The organism is Leptotrichia buccalis C-1013-b (assembly GCF_000023905.1).
Lineage (GTDB): Bacteria > Fusobacteriota > Fusobacteriia > Fusobacteriales > Leptotrichiaceae > Leptotrichia > Leptotrichia buccalis.
The window spans coordinates 317,413-340,693 of the sequence record NC_013192.1; the positions used below are offsets into that span (position 1 = coordinate 317,413).

Genomic DNA, 23,281 nt, shown 5'->3' on the forward strand with positions numbered 1-23,281 from the left:
TGTATATATATTGTGGCAAATTTTGGTATTTAGAACAACATTATATTGATTTAAAAGGAATTTTTATAATTACTTCTGCTCCTTCGGTTTTGTTGTCTTTATTTATAAATACGCCATAATTTTTTCCGTAATAGAATTTTATTCTTTTATCGACGTTTTTGATTCCTACTCCTCCAGTCTTGCTTTTTTTGAACTGTTTAGCCTTTTCAAAGCCTATTCCGTTATCTTTGATTAAGATATTGATGGCGCTGTTTTCCCTATAAACATCTATTGTGATGATTCCGTTTTCAGAAAGGTTTTTTATTCCGTGATAGATAGAGTTTTCTACAATTGGCTGGATTATTATTTTTGGAACTTCGATGGAAAGAAGACTTTCGTCTTCTATGTTGAAAAAATAGGAAAGTTTGTCTTCGTATCGCTGCTTTTGTATGAATAAGTATTCTTTAGTGTGCATAATTTCATCTTTTAATGGTATTTTTTCGTGTCCGTTGCTAAGAGAAAGTCTGAAAAAGTTGGCAAGGGACTTTGTAATATTGATTACTTTTTCGTTATCTTTAAATTCTGCCATCCAAATAATTGTGTCCAGCGTGTTGTATAGAAAATGTGGATTAATCTGGCTGTGAAGAGCCTTTATTTCATATTCCCGCAAATATTTTATCTTTTCAACCATTATATTAAAATGTTCTACAAGGTTCTGAATTTCATAGCCTGTTTTTTCACTCAAATGAAATTCCCGTAGATTATTTTCAAAATTTTGCATATGATTTTCCAGTTTTATTAAAGGTCTTAGAATCTTTGTTATTACGATAAATGTAATAATGGAAGAAAAAGCTAATGAAACTAGGAAAATGATAATAACTATGTGAGAAAAATTTTTCTTTAAGGTAACTAAGTCATTTGTGTTTGCAAGGCTTCTTAAATTCCAGTTTGTATTTTCAATCTGTGTTTCGTATAAGTATGTATCTTTATTTTTATTCTTTTCTGAAAATTTTGCAAGACACTTTTTATCAGCAAAGCATTTCACATCTTTGTAGTAAATAATATTGTTGTTTTTGTCTACTATAATATTGTCGATTTGTTTTCCAAAAGAAATGGAATTTAAATATCTTTCAAGAATTTCATATTTAATGTCAAAAACAATAACACCAAGATTTTCTCCCTTTGAATTTTTTATGTCACGGCTGATTGACAGAAACCAGAGAGCTGAGTTCATAGAGGAGGTGGAATTTTTTCTGCTGGGATTAAAAACGGGCATATCTGAATTGTTTATAGCATCGACATACCATTTTTCCTTCATCATATTTTCTGATATTTTCATATCATTGTTTTTGTCACTGGATACAATGTTACCATTTTTCCCGATTACAGTAATATTTTTAATTCCTTTATTACTATCAAGAATCGAATAAATCATTTTTTCAATGCTCTTTTTTGAATCTTCATTTCCTGATATTAAAAAATTTCTAACATCGGCATCAACAGACAAAAGATTAATCATATTTTTCAATTTATCAGCATAAAGAGTAATATAACGGGATGTACTTATAACATTTTTGTTAGTATATTCAATTTCCTTATTCATTATTAGATATTTTGAAGTATAGTAGAAAATGCTGCTTAAAAACAGGATGAATAATAAGTTTCCAATCAGATAGTAAAAAAATAGCTGGAGTAACATTGAATTTTTCATTGTTTTTTTAAATTTCATAATTTCTCCAATACACTTTTTTTAAACTCTTTCGGAGTCATTCCAAAAGTTTTTTTAAATTTTGAATTGAAGTAGTTAAAATTTTCTATTCCCACAAGTTCTCCAATTTCATAATTTTTCAGATCCGTTGTCAAAAGTAGTAATTTTGCCTTTTCCATTCGCATATTATTTAAATAGTCCTGAAAAGGAATACCAAATAAATTTTTAAAAAGCGAACTTAAATATCCTGAGGATAAGTTCATTTCATCCGCCAGTGAATTTAAGTTAAAGGAAATTTCGCTGTATTTGTCTTCAATTTTTTTTGTTAAAATATCCTTATACTTGCTGTAGGAAACATCTTTGGCAGTTTTTTCAGTGTGACTGATTTTATTAATAATTTTTCTGGCTTCGTTGTATTTTCTAGTTTCTTCCAGTCTGTAAATCAGTTTTGAGATTATTTCATTTATATCAGTCTTTGAAACAGGTTTTAAAATATAATCTTCAACTCCGATTTTTAAAGCCTTTTGAGCGTATTCAAAGTAGTCATATCCTGAAATGATGGCTATTTTTACATCATTTTTCAGTTCCTTCATTTCCTGTGCAAGAGTAAGCCCATTTTTAAATGGAATATTTATATCAAGCAAGACAAGATCAGGCAAGACTTCTGAAAAAGTCTTAAAGGCAGAATTACCGTCTTCTGCCTCATAAACATCACTTATCTTATATTTTTCAAAATCAATAAAGGTTTTAATACCTCTTCTTATAATCGGTTCATCATCAATTATTAAAATACTATACACTTATTTAACAGCTCCTTTGATTTGTGCAGCAGTCAGATGTCCCGGCAAAGTTTTAACAATATTCAAGTTCCCATCCAATATAATGTTTGAAGGATATCCCAAAACTTTTGCCCTTTTTAGCACTTCTCCCTTTTCGTCCAGCAAAACAGTAGTATTTTTGTAATTAAGCCCTTTATACCACTGAATAAATTTGGCTGTAGGTTTTTCTCCTTTTTGTCCTGGAGAAGCAATTGTTATAACTGTAAAATTCTTACTTTTATCTGCACTTAAAGAATTAATTTCGCTTAATCCCGAAAGACAGATAGGACACCATGAAGCCCACATTTTAATATATATTTTCTTACCTTTGTACTTGTTAAGGGAAACAGGTTTATTATTAATGTCCTTTAACTGAACTCCTTGCAATGTATTTCCAAATGAAATCGATCCAAAACTCAACAAAGTTACAATTGTTACAATTAATTTTTTCATAAAAATTACTTCCTTTCTGTATTATAGCAAATTTAAAATATTTTTTGTAATTATTTTTTAAGTTATTTTGATTACTAATTGTTTTATAAAATTTAAAAAATAAAATTATTAAAACTTATTCATTATTAGTAAAATTCCCATAAATATAATTAGAAATCCTCCAAAGATTTTAAAATAGTTTGTGTATTGATTTAAAGTTCGTACTTTTTTTAGCAATTCCTGAGAGAAAAAGGAAAATAGAACAAATGGAGTGGCAAGTCCTAAGACGTATATAAACATCATTAGCCCTCCATAGACTGCAGATCCTTTTTCGCCTGCAAGAGTAAGCACCGAGGCAAGAATAGGGCCTACACACGGAGTCCACCCTAGACTAAATGTCAATCCTAGCAAAAAAGCCTGTAATGAAGAATTTTTCTCAATTAAATCCAAATTTACAGATTTATTTTTTTCTAAAAAGTTAAATTTTAAGATACCTGTCTGATGTAATCCCAGTATTATTACAAGTATTCCTGCCAAAACTTTTATAGTGTCATTAAAGAAAATTCCCGTAAGAAAACTAAAACTAAAGCCAATGCTTACAAAAGTAAGTGAAAGACCTAAAATAAATAGAAAGGTATTAAGCACAGTTTTTTTTCCTTTGCTTAAAATTCCCAAATATACAGGAACAATGGGAAGAATACATGGAGATAGAAAACTTGCTACTCCTCCTAAAAATACGCTTCCTACCAGTAATGGCTGATTAAACATAAATTCTCTCCTATCCTGTTCATTTTACTGAACTAATTTTATTAAATATCCATAATGCTCTTTTTCCATATCTTTTAATGGGATAAATTTAATTGAAGCACTGTTTATGCAATAACGAAGCCCGCCTTTGTCTTTAGGCCCATCATCAAAAACATGTCCCAAGTGGGCTTTTCCGCTTCGACTAAGCACTTCTGTCCTTACCATATTAAAACTTGTATCATTTGCATAAGTTACAACATCTTTTGAAATAGGTTTTGTAAAACTTGGCCAGCCGCATCCTGAATCGTATTTATCCTTTGAGGAAAATAATGGTTCCCCTGTTGTTATATCCACATAAATTCCAGCTTCATGATTATCCCAATACTCATTTGAAAAAGAATGTTCGGTATTTTTTTTCTGTGTAACACTGTATTGCAGTGGAGTAAGCCGTTTTTTCAATTCTTCATCACTTGGTTTTGGATAATCTTTTGGATCAATAATAACTTCATCTGCTTTAGTAATATCAATGTGACAATATCCGTTAGGATTTTTTCTTAAATAGTCCTGATGGTATTCTTCTGCGAGTATATAATTTTTCAAAGGCTGAACTTCAACTTGAATTTTATCTGTATATTTTTTCTGCTCTTCTTCAATTTCCTGTAAAATAATTTCTTTATCTTTGGGATTAGTATAATAAATACCTGTTCTGTATTGTCTGCCTCTATCATTTCCCTGCTGATTAATGCTAGTAGGATCTACAACTTGAAAGTAATATTTAAGAAGCTTGCTCAAAGAAATTTTGTTTGCGTCATATTTTACGTGAACTGTTTCTGCGTGATCCGTTGATGCGACAATGTTGTAACTCGTTTTTTCAGTTTTACCGTTCGCATAGCCAACTGTAGCATCCTTTACCCCGTCGATTCTTTCCATATATGCCTCAAGTCCCCAGAAACAGCCACCAGCAAGATAGATTTCCCTGATGTTTTCGTTTCCTGTCTGAATTATATTTTCTTTTTTCGGTTTATTTTCATTTCTGTTCTTTCGATTTTTGTTTTTATTTGATAATACTACTGAAAATAAAGCTAAAGATAGTATTAAGAATAATAGTAAACTTCTAGATTTCATAAAACCGCCTCCCGATTTATATTTAAATATTTTTTTGTATCTACAAGAATAGTATAGTCCAAAAATTCATAAAAAAAAATGAAATATAATAATATTTTTCTATAATTTTATAATATTTGTCAATTTATTAATCAAATTTGATGCAATTAAAAAAATGTTAAGTTAAAATATAAAATTAATATTGCAATTTATGATGATAAAAAAATAAAGGATTGTATAGGAATATTTATTATAAAAATAAAGAAGATATTTTAAATGTTATAAAAGGATATAAAGTGAAAAAACCATATGATTTTTTTATGTTTTCAATTTGGAGATAATTAATTGTATTTTTTGCTAAATATAAAAGATAATTCTCATGAGTAATTTTTGTAGTATTGTAAAATTTATAGAGAATATAGTATAATAGATGTAGATGAAAACAGTTGCAAAAACAATGAAAATATTGACAGTGGTTGTAGCTGCTACATCAATTAATTCAAATGGAGAAAATGAGAAAATCAAGAAATTAGAAGAAGTTTCTGATACTTGTTATAGTTTTGCCTCTTAAAAAATTAGTAGAAGCGGATTCTAGTGCAACTTTTGATAAATTATTTGAAAAAAGAGATGAAATTTTTATAAAACATGTAGAATTTATAACAAATCTAATAAAAAAATAAGGGATAGTGAATCTTGATCTTGATGATATTAAAATAATGCTAGAAAATTCAGGAGAAGGTATAACAGCATTTGGTAAAGGGGAAGGACAGGATAAGGTAAAACTTGTTACAAAACAAATAATAAATAGCCCTTTTATAAAAAATCTTCCAAAAGCGAGAAAGATACTGTTAAGCATTATAGTAGGAGCAGATATTGGATTAACGGATTTACAGGAGGTAACTATGATATTAAATGAAAAATTTGGAGCAGATCAAATAAATATGCTATGGGGATACATTATGGATGCTGAGCTTGAAGATAAAATTGAAGTGGAAATGCTGATAACGGATTTTTTCAAATAAGACAAAAAGTTGAATTATAATGTGAAATATAAGTAAGAAAAGGAGTATAATTATGAAAGATGAAATAATGTCTGTGATAGTAAATTTTGCTGAATGTACTTTAGATGATTTTATTTCAGATGGTTTTATAAAAAAGTTGCCTATTGTTGGTATTGCATTTTCTACGATAAAAATTGGTAAACAAATTCATGATAGAATTTTTATAGAAAAGTTGAAAAGTTTTATTAAGTACATAAATGAGAATCAGAAATGGAAAGAAAAATTTAGTGATGAAGAGGAATGTTATAAAATAGCTAAGCAACTTTTGTATATAATTGATTCATGCGATGATGATGATAAGTTGAAATTAATTGGATTGGCATTTAACTCTTTAGTAAACGGGGAAGTGAGTAAGGATGAATATTTTTATATTGTGAGTTTAATTTCAAAATCATTTTATCCGTTTTTAAAAATATTATTAGATATTGATGAATCTGATAAACGTTTCTTAAATGATGGCACAAAGTATGACCATACAGGTATAACACATCTATTAAATATAGGTGTACTTGATTTTGATGGTCAAACAATGACATTATATAATTCTCAAACGGGTGAAATAGAATCCCCTCTTTCTATAGTTACATTAAATAAGCATAGCGAATTTATAAAGAAATTATTAAGTAAATTGAATTAACAACCTGATTAAGATAACAATAACTTTTAGTTTCTAAGATAATTGATAATTAGATTTAAAATTTTGGAAAAGTAAAGGCAATAGGCTGATACTTTTCTTTTTTTGTTTGTTAAAAAATTTAGAAAAATAAAAGTTGAAAAAAAATAGAAAAATTTTCTTTTTTTGGAAAAAATGTGGTATAATTTGATGTATGCTCAAACCTTTTTAAAATTAAATAAACTTAGGGATTGAGTAAATTATGAATTAAATACGTTATAATTATAAATAGATAAATATATTGGAGAGAAAATTGGGAAAAAGTTTTAAGGATAATTTGCTGACTGCTGATAAAATGAGAGATGAAATAGTGAGATTTCAGAAGGCTGGGAAAAAGGTAGTTTTTACTAACGGAGTTTTTGATATCCTGCATATTGGGCATTTGACTTATCTAGAAGAAGCCAGAAATTTAGGCGATATTTTGGTTGTTGGTGTAAATAGCGATGCTTCGGTTAAAGTGAACAAGGGAGATAAAAGACCTATAAATAGTGAAACAAATAGAGCTTTTGTGCTTTTGGGTACAAAATTTGTAGACTATACAGTAATTTTTAACGAAAAAACACCAGAAAAACTGTTGGATATTTTAAAGCCAGATATTCACGTAAAAGGTGGAGATTACAAAAAAGAAGACTTACCAGAAACAAAAGTTGTTGAAAAAAATGGCGGAGAAGTAAAGATTTTATCCTTTGTGGATAACATTTCCACAACGGAAATTATTAATAAGATTATTGAAGTGTATAAAAAATAAAAAATTTTAAAAATTATAGAAGAAATATTTGTTAATGAAATATATTTTTATTTAATACTAAATTTCATTTAAAAATAAAAATAAATTTTTATAATAAGATTGTTTAATAACTAGTTTATAATCATTCAACTAAATTGTTTTTTATTATTTTTTAGATATTTTGAGTAATAAATATTTTTTCATATTACTATGTTTTTTCTTTTTTATTTTCGTAGGATTGCTCATTGCCGCAAAACCTTATCTTGCATTAAAGGTTTATCCTGATAATTAAAATTGTGGCAAGATTGCTACGCAATAACCTATGGCTAGTCTACGACATTTTTCTGAACTGACAAAAAACTCGCTATGCTCAAACAGTTTTGCCAGCACAGAAAAATGCTCCGACGGATTAGTTTATATTAGACTATATTAAAAAAATGAAAATTATATTTTAATTATTTGGAAATATTAGGTTTATATCCTTTAATTAGAAAAGTTTGTAATAAATTCGTTATTTAAATGGACTTTAGTATAAAAATAGAATTTAATTGATATTTAGAAGTGAGAAAAATTATGAAAAATAAAATATTAACATTTGATAAGATAGATAAATTAGCAAAAAAATTAGCAGAAAAATTAAGAAATGGAGGCTGTCTAGGGCTTATTGGAGATTTGGGAGCGGGGAAGACTACGTTTACTAAGAAGATTTGTGAATGTTACAATGTTACAGAGAATGTAAAAAGTCCAACATTTACTTATGTGATTGAGTATAGTTCTGGAGATGTGCCTGTGTATCATTTTGATGTTTATAGAATTAATGATTCTGAGGAAATTTATGAGATTGGGTTTGAGGATTATATTGGGGAAGAGGGGAGTGTTGTGATTATTGAATGGGCGGACAAGATTTTGGAGGAAATGCCTGAAGATGCGGTGTTTGTTGAGATAAATCATTATTCGGATACGGCTCGTGAAGTTTCTGTTTATACACTTAAAAATGGAGAAAAAATAGATTTTGAAATAGAATAAATTTGTTTATTAATAAAGAAAATTGAAAAATGGAGAAAAATATGTTGATATTTGGGATAACGACTACGACTAAGCTGGCTGGATTGTCGCTTTATGAGAATGATAAACTGCTAGGGGAAATGCATGTGGAAATGGCAAAAACACATTCTACTACGATTTTAGAGCAGATTGATAGCCTTTTGAAATGGACAGGGAAAAAGCTGGATGAAATTGAAAATGTAATTGTTTCGATAGGACCGGGTTCGTTTACGGGTGTTCGGATAGCAATTTCGGTTGTTAAGGGATTGTTTTTTGGACGGAATGTGAATTTTTATGAAGTGAATGAGCTGGATGCACTTGGATTTCAAGCTTATTATAATTTGGAAAAAAATTCTGAAAATAATGAGAATGTGAAAATATATTCATTGATTGATTCCCGAAAAGAAAAAGTTTATTATGCTGTTTATGAGATTTTGCAAAAAAAAGGAAATTTTGAAAATGAAAATGGAAAAAATAAATTAAAATTAGAAATGGTAAAAAGTTATGAAGTTTCCAAACTTGACAAAATTATTGAAGAAATAATTGAAAATAGTAAAATAAATAATAAAGTGTATATGGTTGGCGATGCGATTTTTAATTATAAGGAAAAAATATTGGATAAATTAGGAAATTATATAAAAATATTTGAAGATAAAAATTTAAAAATTAATACAATGACATTTGTACAGATGTTTTTAGATGAAAATTTGAAAAATGCCGATGTGATGAGAAAAACTGATATTTTTAATCTGAAGCCAGATTATTTGGAAAAATCACAGGCGGAAAGGGATAAGAAATAATGCTGAAAAATTTTTTTAAATTTGGAAAAAAGAAAAAAGATGAAAAACAGAAAGAGACTTTGGAAAATCAGATAGAAAAAGAAATTGAGGACAGTCAAAGTGAAATAGATAAAATTAAAGCTGAAACTGAAAAGGAAATAAAAGAAACAGCAGAAGAAATTTTAGGAAAAAATCATAAAAAAGCTGAATACAAAGAAAAAAATTTGAAAACAGAAAAAATTGAAAATGAAATGGAAAAAATAGAAGAAACATCAAATGAAAAAACAAAAAGTAAACCTAAATTAAAGCCTTTAAAAGATAGACTGGCAACTCCGAAAAAAGGATTTTTTGGGAAATTAAAAGAGATGCTTTTAGGAAAAACAATAAATGATGATTTATATGAAGAATTGGAAGAATTGCTGATTCAGTCGGATATTGGAATGAATATGACGATGCAGCTGGTGGAAGAGCTGGAAAGTTCAGTTTCACGAAAAAAACTTAAAACATCGGAACAAATTTACGATGAGTTAAAAGAACTTTTAAAAGCTAAATTGATTTACAATGATGAAGAAAATACTAAGTTAAAATTAAAAAATGGAAAGCTGAATATTCTTTTAGTTGTGGGTGTAAACGGTGTTGGAAAAACTACGTCAATTGGTAAAATTGCAAAAAAATTGAAAGATAGCGGAAAAAAGGTCATTATTGGGGCTGGAGATACTTTTAGGGCGGCTGCTATTGAGCAAGTTGAGGAATGGGGAAAAAGAACAGGTGTGGAAGTTGTAAAACAGGCACATGGAAGTGATCCTGCAGCTGTAATTTTTGATACGGTGAAAACAGCCAAAAATCGTGGATTTGATGTGGCAATACTGGATACGGCTGGAAGGCTTCACAATAAGCGTGATTTGATGAAAGAACTTGAAAAAATAAATAAAATTATACGTGAACAGTCAGGAGAAACTGACTTTGAAACATTGCTTGTAATTGACAGTACGACTGGACAGAATGGATTGGAGCAGGCTAGAATATTTAATGAAATTGTAGATTTGACAGGAATTATACTCACAAAGTTTGATGGAACGGCAAAAGGTGGAATTATTTTCCCAATAACATCGGAACTGAAAAAGCCAATTAAATTTATTGGAGTTGGAGAAGGAATTGAAGACTTGCGTGAATTTGATAAAAAAGAATTTGTAGAAGCTATGTTTGATTAAAAATAAAATAATAAATAAAGGAGATAAGAATTGTTATGAACACATTAACAGAAAAGTTAAAAGAAAAAGCAAAAAAATTGAACAAAACGATTATTTTGCCAGAATCAGAAGACGAAAGAATATTAAAAGCAACTGAAAAAATTATTGCAGAAGGAATCGCAAAAATAGCTTTGGTTGGAAATGAAAAAACATTGAAGGAAAAAGCGGAAAAAATCGGAGTTTCATTGGAAGGAGCGATATTTTACAATCCTAATTCATGTGCTACAATTGATGCAATGTCAGAACTTTTGAAAAAAAGAAGGGAAAAGAAAGGTATGACATTTGAGACAGCAAAGGCGATACTTATGTCAGATCCAAGATACTTTGCATCGATGTTGGTTCATCAGGGAAGAGTAGATGGAATGGTGGCAGGTTCAAATTCACCCACAGCACATGTTTTAAGAGCTGCAATTCACGTAATTGGACCTAGACCAGGATTAAAAACTGTATCAAGTTCGTTTGTTATGATAACGAATACACCTGAATTTGGAGATAACGGAACATTTATTTTCTCAGACGGTGGAGTAATTCCTGATCCTACAGCTATGCAGCTTGCGGATATTGCCATTTCTGCAGCTGAAAAAGCTAAATTTACTGCTGGAATAAAAGAGCCAAAAGTGGCATTCTTGTCGTTTTCTACAAAAGGAAGTGCCGATGGAGTGTCTGTAAGCAAAGTAAGGGAAGCTATAGAAATTTTAAAAGTCAGAAATGTTGATTTTGATTTTGATGGGGAATTACAGCTGGATGCGGCAATTATTCCTGAAGTAGCGGCTTCAAAAGCACCTAATTCTAAGGTAGCAGGACAAGCGAATGTATTGATTTTTCCTGATTTGGATTCTGGGAATATTGGATATAAATTGACACAGAGATTGGCAAAGGCAAAAGCATTAGGACCATTAATTCAAGGATTGGCAAGACCAGTTCATGATTTATCGAGAGGCTGCAGTGTGGAAGATATTGTTGAAGTTGTAGCAATCACAGCTGTAGAATCTGAAATGTAATTTTTGGTGTAAAAACTACTTTAAAGTTGAACGAGAAAAGTAGAATAGTCTTGCTCAAATATTAGAAATATTTAAAAGTTTGATATTAAAAGCGTTCGGGAATTTTAAAAATAAGAATATAAAATTTGGAGGGAAAATTATGAAAGTTTTAGTAATAAATTGTGGGAGTTCATCAGCAAAGTTTGAACTTATTGACATGACAAATGAGCAATCATTAGCTAAGGGGAATTGTGAGAGGATAGGAATTGCCAATCCTATTTTTAGCTATAAAAATCTGCTTACTGGCGAAAAAATTGATAAAATGGAAGTTCCTATGGAAAACCATACTGTTGCAGTAGAACTGATTTTAAAAACGCTTCAAGATGAAAAAATAGGAGTAATTTCAACTGTGGATGAAATTGATTCGATAGGACATAGAATTGTCCATGGGGGAGAATATTATGAAAAATCTGTAATTGTAGACGATGAAGTTATAAAAAATCTTGAAGAAATTGCGCCGCTTGCTCCTTTGCACAACCCAGCACACATAATGGGAATAAAGGTTATTCAAAAATTACTTCCTGGTAAAAAGAATGTAGTTGTATTTGACACAGCTTTCCATCAGACAATGCCAGCAAAGGCGTACATGTATCCTTATCCTTACGAAGACTATACTGATTTGAAAGTAAGAAAATATGGATTTCATGGAACTTCTCACAGATATGTAAGTGAAGTGGCAAGAGAAATGTTAGGAAAAGAGGACTCAAAAATTATAGTTTGCCATCTTGGGAATGGAGCGAGCATTTCAGCAGTTCAAAATGGTAAAGTTGTAGATACATCAATGGGAATGACACCGCTTGCAGGAGTTATGATGGGAACTAGAACAGGAGATGTAGATCCTGCTTCTGTTATTTATATTATGAGAAAAAGAGGACTATCTTTGGATGAAATGAATAACAGAATGAACAAGAAGTCTGGAATTTTGGGAATAATAGGAACAAGTTCAGATTTTCGTGATTTAGATACAGCTAAAAAAGCTGGGGATGAAAAAGCTATTTTAGCTTATGAAATGTTCTGCTACAGAATACAGCTTTATATTGGAGCTTACGTTGCAGCAATGAACGGTATTGACGCAATCGCCTTTACAGGTGGAATTGGGGAAAATTCAGTTGGAGCGAAACAGTATATCTGTGATGCGCTTTCATATTTTGGAATTGAACTGGACAAAGAAAAGAATGCACAGAGATTGCCAGGAAACGTGGAATTATCAACAAAAAATTCAAAAGTTAAAATTTACAAGATTGAAACGGCAGAAGAGCTTGTAATAGCAAGAGACACTTACAAATTAACGAAATAAGAAAATAGCCAGACTTTAGAGTTTGGCTTTAAATAATTTTTTAAATTATAAAGAAAAGAGGGAAATAATGGCAACATTAAATATAATTTATTACACAGGTACTGGAAATACTGCAGATATGGCAAAATACATTGGCGAAGGTGCAGAAAATGCTGGAGCCGCTGTAAGACTGATAAATGTGGAAGAAGCTGATGAAAGTGCAGTTAATGCTGATTTTGTAGCATTCGGATCGCCTGCTGGAGGAGCAGAAGAAGTTGCACCTGAAATGGTAGAATTTATTGAAGGGATAAAAGACAAGATTCTTGGAAAAACAGTTGGGCTTTTTGGCTCCTATGACTGGGGACAAGGCGGATGGATGGAGACTTGGCGTGAAGAAATGATAAATGAAGGATTTTCTATTGTAAATGACGGACTTATCATTCATCTGGCTGTTGATGATGATGAAAAAGTTGAGAAATGCAAGGAATACGGAAGAGTAATAGTTGGTTAGTATACATATATTTTTTATAAAATAAACTGATAAAATTAGGAAATATAAAATTTGAATAAAAGTCATAATTTTTAAGTTTAATTTTAAATAGACTTGTTCGAAAACTATATGTATTTAGAATTTGATAAAACAAATGTTCTGAAGCAAGGGGTCTTGACCCCTTGTGGAAAAAAACTTAGGTTGTCAAACAGGTCTAATGATTCACTACAAGATTGCTCATTTAATATAAATATGGAGGAAAAATTGGGAAATTTATTAATACAGCTTGCCATAATGGTTTTTGTCGGAATACTTATAGGATGGTTTACAAATTATCTGGCAATAAAGCTGCTATTCAGGCCTTATAAGGAAATAAACCTGCTATTTTTTAAAATACAGGGACTAATCCCTAAAAATCGGGACAGAATTTCAGTAAACATTGCTGAAACAATAGAAAAGGAACTTATCTCAGTGGAATACATTACTGAAAAGCTAAAAAATGGCAATGCTTTTAACGATGATATTCTGGATAAACTGCTTGACAAAATTATAGGCGAAAAGCTGAAAAATAGTGTATTAGAAAAAAATCCGCTATTAAAAATGTTTTTAAATGATTCATTAATAGAAAAAATAAAATCATATTTTAAAAAGTCAATTTTGGAAAACAAAGAGGAAATAGTGGAAGAGATAATAAAAATCGCAAAAGATAAAATAAACTTTAAAGAAATAATGTTGGAAAAAATGAAAAACTTTTCACTGGAAGAAATGGAACAAATTATTTTATCCGTATCTAAAAATGAATTAAAGCATATTGAAATTATTGGCGGAGTATTGGGAGGAGTAATTGCATTATTTCAGTTTTTTATAATGCTATTACTAAAACAGATATAAAAAATATTTTAAAATTTTATTTTAGATTATGTTGTTTATAGATATTTTTCTATAATTTTTAATTTTTTTATTTATTTTTGCAGGATTGCTCATTGCCGCAAATCCTTATCTTGCAGTAAAGATTTATACTGATAATTAAAATTGTGGCAAGATTGCTACGCAATACCTATGGCTAGACTACGACTTTTATTTGTCCAACTCCGAAACTCCTCCTTACAGTCGTCAAACAATCGTAGTTGAACAACTAAAAGCTCCGTCAATTTATTAAAACTAAAAAAAATTATTATTAATAAAAATATCTTAAAATAAAAACTATTATCTAATTTAGAAAATTTGGAAAATAAGAAATAAAAAAATATTGAGGAGAAATGATGAATGAGGAAAGAATATTGGAACCTAAGGAATTAGGGGAAGACAATATTCAAAGAAGTTTACGGCCAAGAACTTTTAAGGAATATATTGGCCAGCAGGATTTGAAAGAGAAAATGAATATATTTATAAAGGCTGCTAAAATGAGGAATGAATCGCTTGATCACATTTTGCTATATGGGCCTCCAGGACTGGGGAAAACTACCCTTGCGGGAGTTATTGCCACAGAAATGGGAGTGAACTTGAAGATAACAACTGGGCCTGTACTGGAGAAAGCGGGAGATTTAGCGGCTATTTTGACGTCTTTGGAGGAAAATGATATTTTGTTTATTGATGAGATTCATAGATTGAATACATCGGTGGAGGAAATTTTATATCCTGCAATGGAAGACGGGGAACTGGATATTCTTATTGGGAAAGGACCGTCTGCGAGAAGTATTCGTGTGGAATTGCCACGATTTACGCTAATTGGGGCGACTACGAGGGCAGGACAGCTAAGTACACCGCTTCGTGATAGATTTGGAGTTACTCATAGGATGGAATACTATCAATTAGAAGAATTGAAGGAAATTATACGACGAGGGGCAAATATTCTTAATATTTCATATGACGAGGACGGAATTACGGAAATTGCCAAAAGAAGCCGAGGAACACCTAGAATTGCAAATAGGCTATTGAAAAGGGCAAGGGACTTTGCACTGGTGGAAGGTTCAGGTGTTTTGGAAAAGGAAAGTGTTGATGGTATTCTAAGGCTTCTGGGAGTGGATGATAATGGACTTGATGAATTAGACAGGAATATTTTGCTTTCAATTATAAATGTGTACAATGGTGGGCCTGTCGGAATCGAAACATTGTCGCTTTTACTCGGGGAAGACAGACGGACGATAGAGGAAGTTTATGAGCCGTATTTAGTGAAAATAGGGTTTATAAAAAGAACTCCACGTGGAAGAGTTGTAACGGAGTTTGGATATAGACATTTGGGAATTGAAAAAATATTTGGTGAAAAAGGAAAATAATGTAAAAATTTAAATAAAAAAATGAGGTGAAAAGCTATTGTTGACTGTAATAGCGGAAAAAGAAAATATTGATGAAAATAATGGGAAAATTTTGATAAAGGAAAAGTCAGATTGTAATCACATTCAGAATGTTTATCGTCTAAATATAGGCGATGAATTGCGGATAATTGATGGAGAATATGAATATTTTACGAAAATTATTGAAATTTCAAAAAAGGAAGTTGCTGTAAAAATATTGGAAAAAAATGAAGATAGTTATTCTTTAAATATAAATATTGATGTTGCGATGGGAATTTTAAAAAATGATAAAATGAACTTGGCAATTCAAAAATTGACAGAAATTGGTGTAAAAAGCATAATTCCTTTAAAAACTGAACGTGTTGTCGTAAGAATTAACGAAAAGAAAGAAAAATGGGATACAGTTGCAAGAGAAACTTTGAAACAATGTAGAGGAGTAAAATTTACTGAAATATTACCTGTAAAAAAACTTGCGGAAATTGACTATAAAAAATATGACAAAATAATTTTTGCATATGAAAATAGCAATGAGTCAAAATCTTTATCAGAAATAATAAAACAGAAAGATAAAAATATTTTATATATAATTGGTCCAGAAGGTGGAATCGCACAAGAGGAAGTTGATTTTTTAAAAAATAATAAGGCAATAGAAATCAGTTTGGGAAAACGTATTTTAAGGGCAGAAACTGCCGCAATTGTGGTGTGTGGTATTATTGCCAATTTTTATATGTAATTTTTTATTTTGATAAAATGTAAGAAATAAATTGAAAATTAGTGAAATATATAATATAATATACCTTGATAGTGGTATTTGTAGTAATTTTGTTAAATAAAAATAAACTTGTGAAATAGATTAAAAAAAAATAATATAATTTAAAGAAAGGAAATTTAGAGGATGAGTGAAATAAATAACAGTTATGAAAAGCAAGTTCAAGAGATAATTGCTATTATGGAGGATAAGAAGGCACAGGATATAAAGGTGTATGATATGAGAGGAAAATCACCATTTTTTGATTATTCAATCTTGTGTACGGGAAGTTCTTCGAGAAATATTGAAGCAATAGCGACAGATATAAAAAAAAGTTTGGATAATGTAAGAAATGTGGAAGGGCTTGATGAAGCGAACTGGGTACTTATTGATGCGGGAGATATGGTTATTAGTGTGTTTAGTAAGGATGCTAGGGATTATTACAGGCTAGATGATTTTTATAATGGTGTAAATGCAGAAGAAAATAAAGAAGAAATTGAATAAATTTTAATTTTAAAGTTAAAATGCAAATTATAGATTGTAATAGAATTTGAAGAGGAAAATTATGAGAGAATTAGATAAAGAAGAGAAAAATGTTCGGCTTATTGCCTTTATTGTTTTTGTAGGAGTTGTTTTTTTTATTTTAATTGCACGGCTATTTGTATTACAGATATTAAATGCTTCAGAATATGCTGAACAGGCATTGCAAAATAGAATCAGAACAAATGTGATAAAGGCCACACGTGGAGAAATTTATGATAGAGAAGGGAAACTACTTGCCAAAAATACGACTGGTTATCAGTTGATGCATTCACATACACAGTCTTTGGAAGTTAAAGATGTAGCTTTATTAAAAGAAATAAAAAATATGACGGCAGAACAAATTGATGCCAGACTTTCAAAAGAGCGTAAAATGACGGCTCAGCGTATAAAAGAAACAATATTCGATATAAGACAAATAAGTCAGCTTACAAATTATCCAATTGATTATTTGATAGATAGATTTTTTAAACAGCAAAGAATAGGGACAGATAAAAAAATTCTTGTTATTGAAGATCTGGATAAGGAAACAGCGGCAAGAGCAATTGAAAAAATCGATAATGACAGAATTGATATTGTGGAGTATAATAAAAGATTTTATCCTGAAGATCCTATTGCTTCCCATGTTATTGGATATGTAAAACCAATTAGTGAAAAAGAATTTAAGGAATTGGAAAAGGAAGGGTATAGAAATAGTGACCTGATTGGTAAAAAAGGTGTTGAACGTTCCTATGATAAAGAAATGAAGGGACAGGATGGAAAAGAAAATGTGGAAGTTGATGCTAAAGGAAATGTTATAAGACAGATGGAAACAACAGAAAGTGTTGCTGGAAAAAATGTTTATCTATCTATTGATTTAGAATTGCAAAAAGATATGACAGATGCTTTTGCAGGTAAAAGTGGAGCATTTATCGCAATGGAAGCAAAAACAGGTAAGATTATTACATTTGTTAGTAACCCTGAAATCAGTTTAAATTTATTAAGTTCTAGAATACCTGATAATCAATGGATGGAATTAGTAAACTCAAAATCAAAACCACTTGTAAATAAAGGAATTGCAGGTCTTTATCCACCAGGTTCAACTTTTAAGGCAATAACTGGAATGGGTATTTTGGAATCTGGAATTTCGCCTTCTGCCACTGTAACTTCAACAGGACAATATAGATTTGGTCATATGATATTCAGAGATTCGCATAAATCAGGACATGGAGTTACCAACTTCTTAAAATCTATTGAGCAGTCAGTAAATACCTATTATTATGTTTTTTCTCAAAAAGTAGGAATAAAAAATATAGTAAAATATGCTAAAGAATTTGGAATTGGTTCTAAAACTGGCATTGATATTCCAGGGGAAATGTCAGGAACATTACCAAGCCCAGAATGGAAAAAACGTAGATTTAAGAAAAAAGAGGACCAAAAATGGCTACCTGGAGATTTGATAAATATGTCGATTGGGCAAGGTTATGTACTTGTAACTCCAATTCAAATAGCTTCAGCTTATCAAGCTATCGCAAATAATGGACTGCAATTAAAGCCAACTGTTGTAGATAGATTTGTATCTTATACAGGAAAAGTTGAAAATAATGGTCCAAAAGTAGTAAGAAAATTAAAAGTAAGCGACAAAAATTTAAAATTATTACAAAATGCCTTGAAATTACCTGTAAGTGGACCAGGAGGTACAGCAAAAATACTTAAAATAGCAAATTATCCAGTTTCAGCAAAAACAGGAACCGCACAAAATTCAGGATTTGGTGACCATCACTCGTGGATTGCAGGATATTTTCCATCGGATAATCCTCAAATTGTTTTTGTATCAATTGTAGAAGGTGGAGGATACGGGGGAGTAGCTTCTGGAAATATGGCACTTAGATTTATATTAAAATATAGAGATAAATATGTATTGAAAAAACCGCAACAGGAAATGAAAAAACAAGAGGAAGAAAAGAAAAAAGCTCAGGAAGCAAATAATAATAAAAAATTAGCTAAAAGATAAAGTATAAAAGTAAAGAAATATAAAAAAATAAAAAGAAAGAAGGAGGTGTCTACTAAATGTCAGAAAAAGAAAAAAATGATATTGGTAATCAAATCTTAAAAAGAAATTTTTCAAAAAAAGAAGATATTAATAAAATAAAATCTTCCATGAAGAGATTTAGAAGAAAAAATACCAATAGAAGACATTTAGATGAAAAAAACGAGATACGTTATATTCCAAGAGTAAACGACAGGAACAGACACGTAGACAGAGAAGTGGATGGAAAAGAAGAAAAGATGTACGTAATTCCACTTGGAGGAATTGAGGAAGTCGGAAAAAATATGACAGCATTTCAATATAAAGATGAGATTATTGTTGTGGATGCCGGATTGACTTTTCCAGAAGATGAGCATTTAGGAATAGATGTTATTATTCCAGATTTTTCATATCTGGAATCAAATAAACACAAAATAAAAGGATTACTTTTAACGCATGGACACGAAGACCATATTGGAGCAATACCTTATTTTTATCAAAAATTAGGTTCGGAAAATATTCCAATGTATGGTGGAAGATTGACGCTTGCATTAGCAAGAGCAAAATTTGAAAAAAAAGATGCAAAATTGCCAAAAGAAAAAGTTATTAGCGGAAGAACTATCTTAAAAGTATCAAAATACTTTACAGTAGAATTTATAAGTGTAACTCACAGTATTGCTGACTGTTATGCAATCTGTATAAAAACTCCAGCAGCAACAATTTTACATTCTGGAGATTTTAAAGTGGATTTGACACCAGTTGATGGAGAAGGATTTGATTTTGGAAGATTGGCTCAGCTGGGAGAAGAAGGTGTGGATTTATTGCTTTCAGACAGTACAAATGCACAAATTCCAGGATTTACACCATCAGAACGAACAGTTGGAGAAAGTTTGAAAGACGAATTTTCAAAAGCCGAAGGAAGAATTATTTTAGCTGCATTTGCTTCACACGTGCATAGATTACAACAAATCGTAAATATTGCAACAAAACACGGAAGAAAAATCGCAATTGACGGAAGAAGCATGGTAAAAATCTTTGAAATTTGTTCAAATCTTGGATATTTGAAAATACCAAAGGATATAATGATTGATATTGATAAAGTTGAAACATATCCAGCTGATAGAGTGCTTATCTTATGTACCGGAACACAAGGTGAACCGCTTGCAGCACTTTCAAGAATTGCAAATGGAACGCATAAGTATATTTCGTTAAGGGAAGGAGATACAGTTGTAATTTCAGCAACACCGATTCCAGGAAATGAGAAGGCTGCGACTAAAAATATTAATCAGTTAATGAAACGTGATGCAAATGTAGTTTTTGAAAAAGGAATAGGAATCCATGTATCAGGACACGGTTGTCAAGAAGAACAGAAATTAATGATAAACCTTGTAAAACCAAAATTTTTCCTACCAGTACATGGAGAATATGCAATGATTAAAAAACATAAGGAACTGGCAATAGCGGTAGGAGTTCCTGAAAAAAATATTCTTTTATCAGAAAATGGGGCAAAATTAGAATTGACTAAAAGTAATTTTAGAAGTGTTGGAAAAGTTCCTAGTGGAGCTGTATTTATTGATGGATTTGGAATCGGAGACATTGGAAATGCTGTATTAAAAGATAGACAAAATCTGGCAGATGATGGAATTGTTATTATTTCAATTTCACAATATAGAAATGGAAAATTCAATAAGCAAGTAGAACTTGTAACACGTGGATTTGTGTATAATAAAGATGCAGAAAGCTTGCTTTCTGAAACAAAGGAAATTGTTAAAGCAGAACTTAACAGCATGGAAAATGAAGGAATAAAAGAAATTGGTAAGATTAAGCAAAAATTAAGAGCAAAAGTAGGAGAGTTTTTAAATAAGGAAACAGACAGGGAGCCAATAATTTTGCCAATCATAATGGAGGTTTAGGATGATACAGCTTTCAAGTAAAGAGAGAGCTTTTTTAAGAAAATTGGCACATAACTTAGAGCCAATTGTAAGAATTGGGAAAGATGGAATTGATGAAAATGTATTGAAATCCATCGCAGAAGTCGTTAAAAAAAGAGAATTAATAAAAGTAAAGATTTTACAAAATTCGTCAGTTGAAATTGATAGAGAAATGGCAGACGAAATTGCTCGAGATACAAAATCAGTTTTTGTAGATAGAATTGGAAAGATATTAATATTTTTTAAACCAAAAACTACAAAAGATGCAAAAATTACACCTGAATTTAATGAATTTAGAAAAAGCAGAAAAAATAAAAGATAGAAATTTAAAAAGAGAGGAAAAAATAAATGAGTGGAGGAATATTATTTGGAAACAGACTTCTTGATGTAGCAGCGATTTCGTGTTTTTCAGCACAATTTTACAAAGTTTTTTTTCCTGTGTTCAAGGGTCAAAAACCTCAATGGGCAAGACTTGTCCAAACTGGTGGAATGCCAAGTTCCCACGCTTCAACAGTTGTTTCCCTTGTAACAGGTGTATTTTTGCTAAAAGGACTTAGTTCAATTGAATTTGCAATTTCCATGGTCTTTGCCGGAATTGTGCTGTACGATGCAACAGGAGTCAGACAGCAGGCTGGGAAACATGCAAGAGCTTTAAATACCTTAATAGATGCTATAGAACATCACGAAGGAATAGAGATAATTAATGAAAAATTTAAAGAATTGCTTGGACATACACCAGTAGAAGTATTTTGGGGAAGTGTTCTGGGAATTGTTATAGGACTTTTATTTAAAGGGTATATATTAGGATAAAAATTTAATCACAGTTAGAATTTAGCTGTGATTTTTTACTTTCAAATTTAGTTTTGAAGTGTTTTTTCCATTATTAATTTTTATATTCGACAGAGTAAAAAATATAGGGGCAGTCATTAAATACCACAACAAATCTTTTTTGACTGCTTTTTTTAAAATATTTTACTTTGTGATATTTCTTTCAAAACTTCCCTAATCGGACATTCTCCTCCTCTCAAATATGGCAGATTTGTGCTTTTCCCTGTTTCATTAACAATTTCTGGCAAGCATTCCATCTCTATTACCTTTTCTAGTGAACTCGTTCTTTTTCTGCTAAAGTACAATTCATACGCCTTTTCCCTATTTTTTCCATAGTTTGCAAAGAAAGTGTGGTATAACGCTCTTGCCTTTATCTTTCTTCTTGAAAATGCTTTTCTTTTGGCCTACTTGATAGAAATCTTGAGCATTCGTGGGACACTAGGGCTTCCGTCCTTGAGCCTATGTAATCCTCTTCAGTATATATCCTTCTTATCTTCTCATACTGGTTAAACAGCATCTTCGTCTGGTCTTTTCTTCTCTGACTTACATTCTCCTTTTCCTTAAAATTTTCATAAAAGTTTTCAAGTTCTTTAAAATCGTCTCCCTTTAGCCATTTGTAAAGATTTTTTGATATTTCCTTGTCCCTTTTAGAAATTTCAGCTATGGCTTTTACTAAATGGAACTTGTCATAAATGTGTATTGGCTTGTAAATTCCAAGTTCTCTTACAAAGCTGTCTATCCATATTCCTCCATCAGAGTTCACAATTAGTTTCTTTTTGTCCATATTGTATCTTTTTTCAAGATAGTTAAGTACATACTCCGACACTTCCTCAAGCGATACGGATGTAGGAAACATTATTGTGTGCTTGTCAATGAGTTTGTTCCTGTCTCTGGAGATTTCCTCAATTCCACGATGTATTACAACCATCCTCATATATGTATTTTTACTTCTTCTACACTTCATATGATCTTCATCAATCTCCATATATACTGGCGAATTGTCATCTCTTTCAAATCTTTCAATATTAAGTTTTGGCATTTGAAAAGAATTGACAAGATTATACACGGTAGCCCTTGAAATACCGTAAGTTTTTGCAAGAAATGAAGCTGTAGTATGCTGATATTCAAAAAGTATAGTAAAAATCATCTCTTCAGAAAGCTGTCTATACCGCTTAAGTCCAATTTTTTCATCAATATAGTAGTGAATGCCTGTTTTTTTGTTTACATATTTTCGACGTTCAAAAGTTACATCCCCGAAGGCAGTGGTAACAGTTCTTTTAACAAATCCTTTGCTTTTAAACTTATCTTTTCTTTCGTTGGAATGAAAGAAGTAATCATCAACTCTTTTGACATAAACTCTAAACAGCGTTTCAAAAAGCTTTTGTGACAAACAGCTTAAACTGCTGCTCAAACGGAAGTCTGAAAGAAAAAATATTTTTAAAAAAAGTCTTTACAAGTGAAGAAAAATTTGATATTCTAATCATAGAGGGAACCACCTTTCAATAGGATTTAGCGATTATATTGTAACTGGTTTCCTCTTTTTTGTTAATTCGAAATTTAATTAAATTTATTTGCCCCTATTTTTTTTACTCTGTCTTTTATATTCCAGTAATTTGAAAAAAGTCTTAAAATATGATAGAATAAACAAGTTTATAGGATATTTTTGAATTAACTGGATATATGAAAAATTTAGTTGGATTAAGGAAAATCCGTTTAAAACGGTGCTAATTTTTGACTATGCTATATGATATTAGTAATCAAAAATAAATAGAAAAATAAGAGATATGTTTTATTATATACTAAA

Annotated in this window: 23 protein-coding genes and 1 pseudogene; 18 read left to right on the forward strand and 6 right to left on the reverse strand. The window is 30.5% G+C overall.

What is annotated here, in order from left to right; genetic code table 11:
- Window positions 1-40 precede the first annotated feature (40 nt).
- From LEBU_RS01615 to msrB, 5 genes are all read right to left on the reverse strand, one after another.
- Window positions 41-1,708 (reverse strand): sensor histidine kinase, encoded by a 1,668-nt coding sequence (locus LEBU_RS01615; RefSeq protein ID WP_012806421.1) that lies wholly within the window; start codon window positions 1,706-1,708, stop codon window positions 41-43.
- Window positions 1,705-2,487 carry a response regulator transcription factor gene (locus tag LEBU_RS01620; protein ID WP_012806422.1) on the reverse strand — a complete coding sequence of 261 codons (783 nt, stop codon included), beginning with the start codon at window positions 2,485-2,487 and terminating at the stop codon, window positions 1,705-1,707. Before LEBU_RS01620 ends, LEBU_RS01615 begins: the two co-directional genes overlap by 4 nt.
- The gene (locus LEBU_RS01625) at window positions 2,488-2,958 is read right to left on the reverse strand and encodes a redoxin family protein (RefSeq protein ID WP_012806423.1); all 471 of its coding nucleotides are present in this window, start codon (window positions 2,956-2,958) and stop codon (window positions 2,488-2,490) included.
- A 108-nt stretch (window positions 2,959-3,066) separates the two neighbouring features.
- Window positions 3,067-3,705: a cytochrome c biogenesis protein CcdA gene (locus LEBU_RS01630; protein WP_012806424.1), complete on the reverse strand. Its 639-nt coding sequence runs from the start codon at window positions 3,703-3,705 to the stop codon at window positions 3,067-3,069.
- A 24-nt stretch (window positions 3,706-3,729) separates the two neighbouring features.
- The gene (gene msrB / locus LEBU_RS01635) at window positions 3,730-4,809 is read right to left on the reverse strand and encodes a peptide-methionine (R)-S-oxide reductase MsrB (RefSeq protein ID WP_012806425.1); all 1,080 of its coding nucleotides are present in this window, start codon (window positions 4,807-4,809) and stop codon (window positions 3,730-3,732) included.
- 415 nt (window positions 4,810-5,224) lie between these two features.
- On the opposite strand from msrB, the gene LEBU_RS12355 reads away from it, so the two are divergent.
- From LEBU_RS12355 to LEBU_RS01720, 18 genes are all read left to right on the forward strand, one after another.
- Window positions 5,225-5,359 carry a hypothetical protein gene (locus LEBU_RS12355; RefSeq protein ID WP_275268826.1) on the forward strand — a complete coding sequence of 45 codons (135 nt, stop codon included), beginning with the start codon at window positions 5,225-5,227 and terminating at the stop codon, window positions 5,357-5,359.
- A gap of 115 nt (window positions 5,360-5,474) precedes the next feature.
- Window positions 5,475-5,810 carry an FtsZ/tubulin family protein gene (locus tag LEBU_RS12105; protein WP_238974496.1) on the forward strand — a complete coding sequence of 112 codons (336 nt, stop codon included), beginning with the start codon at window positions 5,475-5,477 and terminating at the stop codon, window positions 5,808-5,810.
- Between the two features lie 52 nt (window positions 5,811-5,862).
- On the forward strand, window positions 5,863-6,486 hold the full coding sequence (locus tag LEBU_RS01645; protein WP_012806426.1) for a hypothetical protein: 624 nt from the start codon (window positions 5,863-5,865) through the stop codon (window positions 6,484-6,486).
- 331 nt (window positions 6,487-6,817) lie between these two features.
- Complete coding sequence (gene rfaE2 / locus LEBU_RS01650) at window positions 6,818-7,270, forward strand: D-glycero-beta-D-manno-heptose 1-phosphate adenylyltransferase (protein WP_041760738.1); 453 nt, start codon at window positions 6,818-6,820, stop codon at window positions 7,268-7,270.
- Between the two features lie 552 nt (window positions 7,271-7,822).
- The gene (tsaE, locus tag LEBU_RS01655; RefSeq protein WP_012806428.1) at window positions 7,823-8,275 is read left to right on the forward strand and encodes a tRNA (adenosine(37)-N6)-threonylcarbamoyltransferase complex ATPase subunit type 1 TsaE; all 453 of its coding nucleotides are present in this window, start codon (window positions 7,823-7,825) and stop codon (window positions 8,273-8,275) included.
- Between the two features lie 29 nt (window positions 8,276-8,304).
- Complete coding sequence (tsaB, locus tag LEBU_RS01660) at window positions 8,305-9,093, forward strand: tRNA (adenosine(37)-N6)-threonylcarbamoyltransferase complex dimerization subunit type 1 TsaB (protein ID WP_238974497.1); 789 nt, start codon at window positions 8,305-8,307, stop codon at window positions 9,091-9,093.
- Window positions 9,093-10,283: a signal recognition particle-docking protein FtsY gene (gene ftsY, locus LEBU_RS01665; RefSeq protein ID WP_012806430.1), complete on the forward strand. Its 1,191-nt coding sequence runs from the start codon at window positions 9,093-9,095 to the stop codon at window positions 10,281-10,283. Before tsaB ends, ftsY begins: the two co-directional genes overlap by 1 nt.
- 35 nt (window positions 10,284-10,318) lie before the next feature.
- Complete coding sequence (gene pta / locus LEBU_RS01670) at window positions 10,319-11,323, forward strand: phosphate acetyltransferase (protein ID WP_012806431.1); 1,005 nt, start codon at window positions 10,319-10,321, stop codon at window positions 11,321-11,323.
- A 139-nt stretch (window positions 11,324-11,462) separates the two neighbouring features.
- A complete protein-coding gene (locus LEBU_RS01675) occupies window positions 11,463-12,659 on the forward strand; it encodes an acetate/propionate family kinase (RefSeq protein ID WP_012806432.1) in 1,197 nt (398 codons plus the stop codon).
- 67 nt (window positions 12,660-12,726) lie between these two features.
- A complete protein-coding gene (locus LEBU_RS01680; RefSeq protein ID WP_012806433.1) occupies window positions 12,727-13,149 on the forward strand; it encodes a flavodoxin domain-containing protein in 423 nt (140 codons plus the stop codon).
- A 243-nt stretch (window positions 13,150-13,392) separates the two neighbouring features.
- Window positions 13,393-14,019: a DUF445 domain-containing protein gene (locus LEBU_RS01685; RefSeq protein WP_041760478.1), complete on the forward strand. Its 627-nt coding sequence runs from the start codon at window positions 13,393-13,395 to the stop codon at window positions 14,017-14,019.
- A gap of 371 nt (window positions 14,020-14,390) precedes the next feature.
- Window positions 14,391-15,404: a Holliday junction branch migration DNA helicase RuvB gene (gene ruvB / locus LEBU_RS01690; RefSeq protein ID WP_012806435.1), complete on the forward strand. Its 1,014-nt coding sequence runs from the start codon at window positions 14,391-14,393 to the stop codon at window positions 15,402-15,404.
- A gap of 37 nt (window positions 15,405-15,441) precedes the next feature.
- Window positions 15,442-16,155: an RsmE family RNA methyltransferase gene (locus tag LEBU_RS01695; RefSeq protein ID WP_012806436.1), complete on the forward strand. Its 714-nt coding sequence runs from the start codon at window positions 15,442-15,444 to the stop codon at window positions 16,153-16,155.
- 162 nt (window positions 16,156-16,317) lie between these two features.
- Complete coding sequence (rsfS, locus tag LEBU_RS01700) at window positions 16,318-16,674, forward strand: ribosome silencing factor (RefSeq protein ID WP_012806437.1); 357 nt, start codon at window positions 16,318-16,320, stop codon at window positions 16,672-16,674.
- A gap of 61 nt (window positions 16,675-16,735) precedes the next feature.
- Window positions 16,736-18,703 carry a penicillin-binding protein 2 gene (gene mrdA / locus LEBU_RS01705; RefSeq protein ID WP_012806438.1) on the forward strand — a complete coding sequence of 656 codons (1,968 nt, stop codon included), beginning with the start codon at window positions 16,736-16,738 and terminating at the stop codon, window positions 18,701-18,703.
- A 56-nt stretch (window positions 18,704-18,759) separates the two neighbouring features.
- Window positions 18,760-20,631, forward strand: coding sequence for a ribonuclease J (locus LEBU_RS01710; RefSeq protein WP_041760480.1), 1,872 nt, complete (start codon window positions 18,760-18,762; stop codon window positions 20,629-20,631).
- A gap of 1 nt (window position 20,632) precedes the next feature.
- Window positions 20,633-20,971, forward strand: coding sequence for a ribosome assembly RNA-binding protein YhbY (yhbY, locus tag LEBU_RS01715; protein ID WP_012806440.1), 339 nt, complete (start codon window positions 20,633-20,635; stop codon window positions 20,969-20,971).
- A gap of 26 nt (window positions 20,972-20,997) precedes the next feature.
- Window positions 20,998-21,459, forward strand: coding sequence for a divergent PAP2 family protein (locus tag LEBU_RS01720; protein ID WP_012806441.1), 462 nt, complete (start codon window positions 20,998-21,000; stop codon window positions 21,457-21,459).
- 152 nt (window positions 21,460-21,611) lie between these two features.
- Here the strand turns inward: LEBU_RS01720 and LEBU_RS01725 are convergent.
- Window positions 21,612-22,961 (reverse strand): annotated as a pseudogene (locus LEBU_RS01725) (ISLre2 family transposase).
- Window positions 22,962-23,281 lie beyond the last annotated feature (320 nt).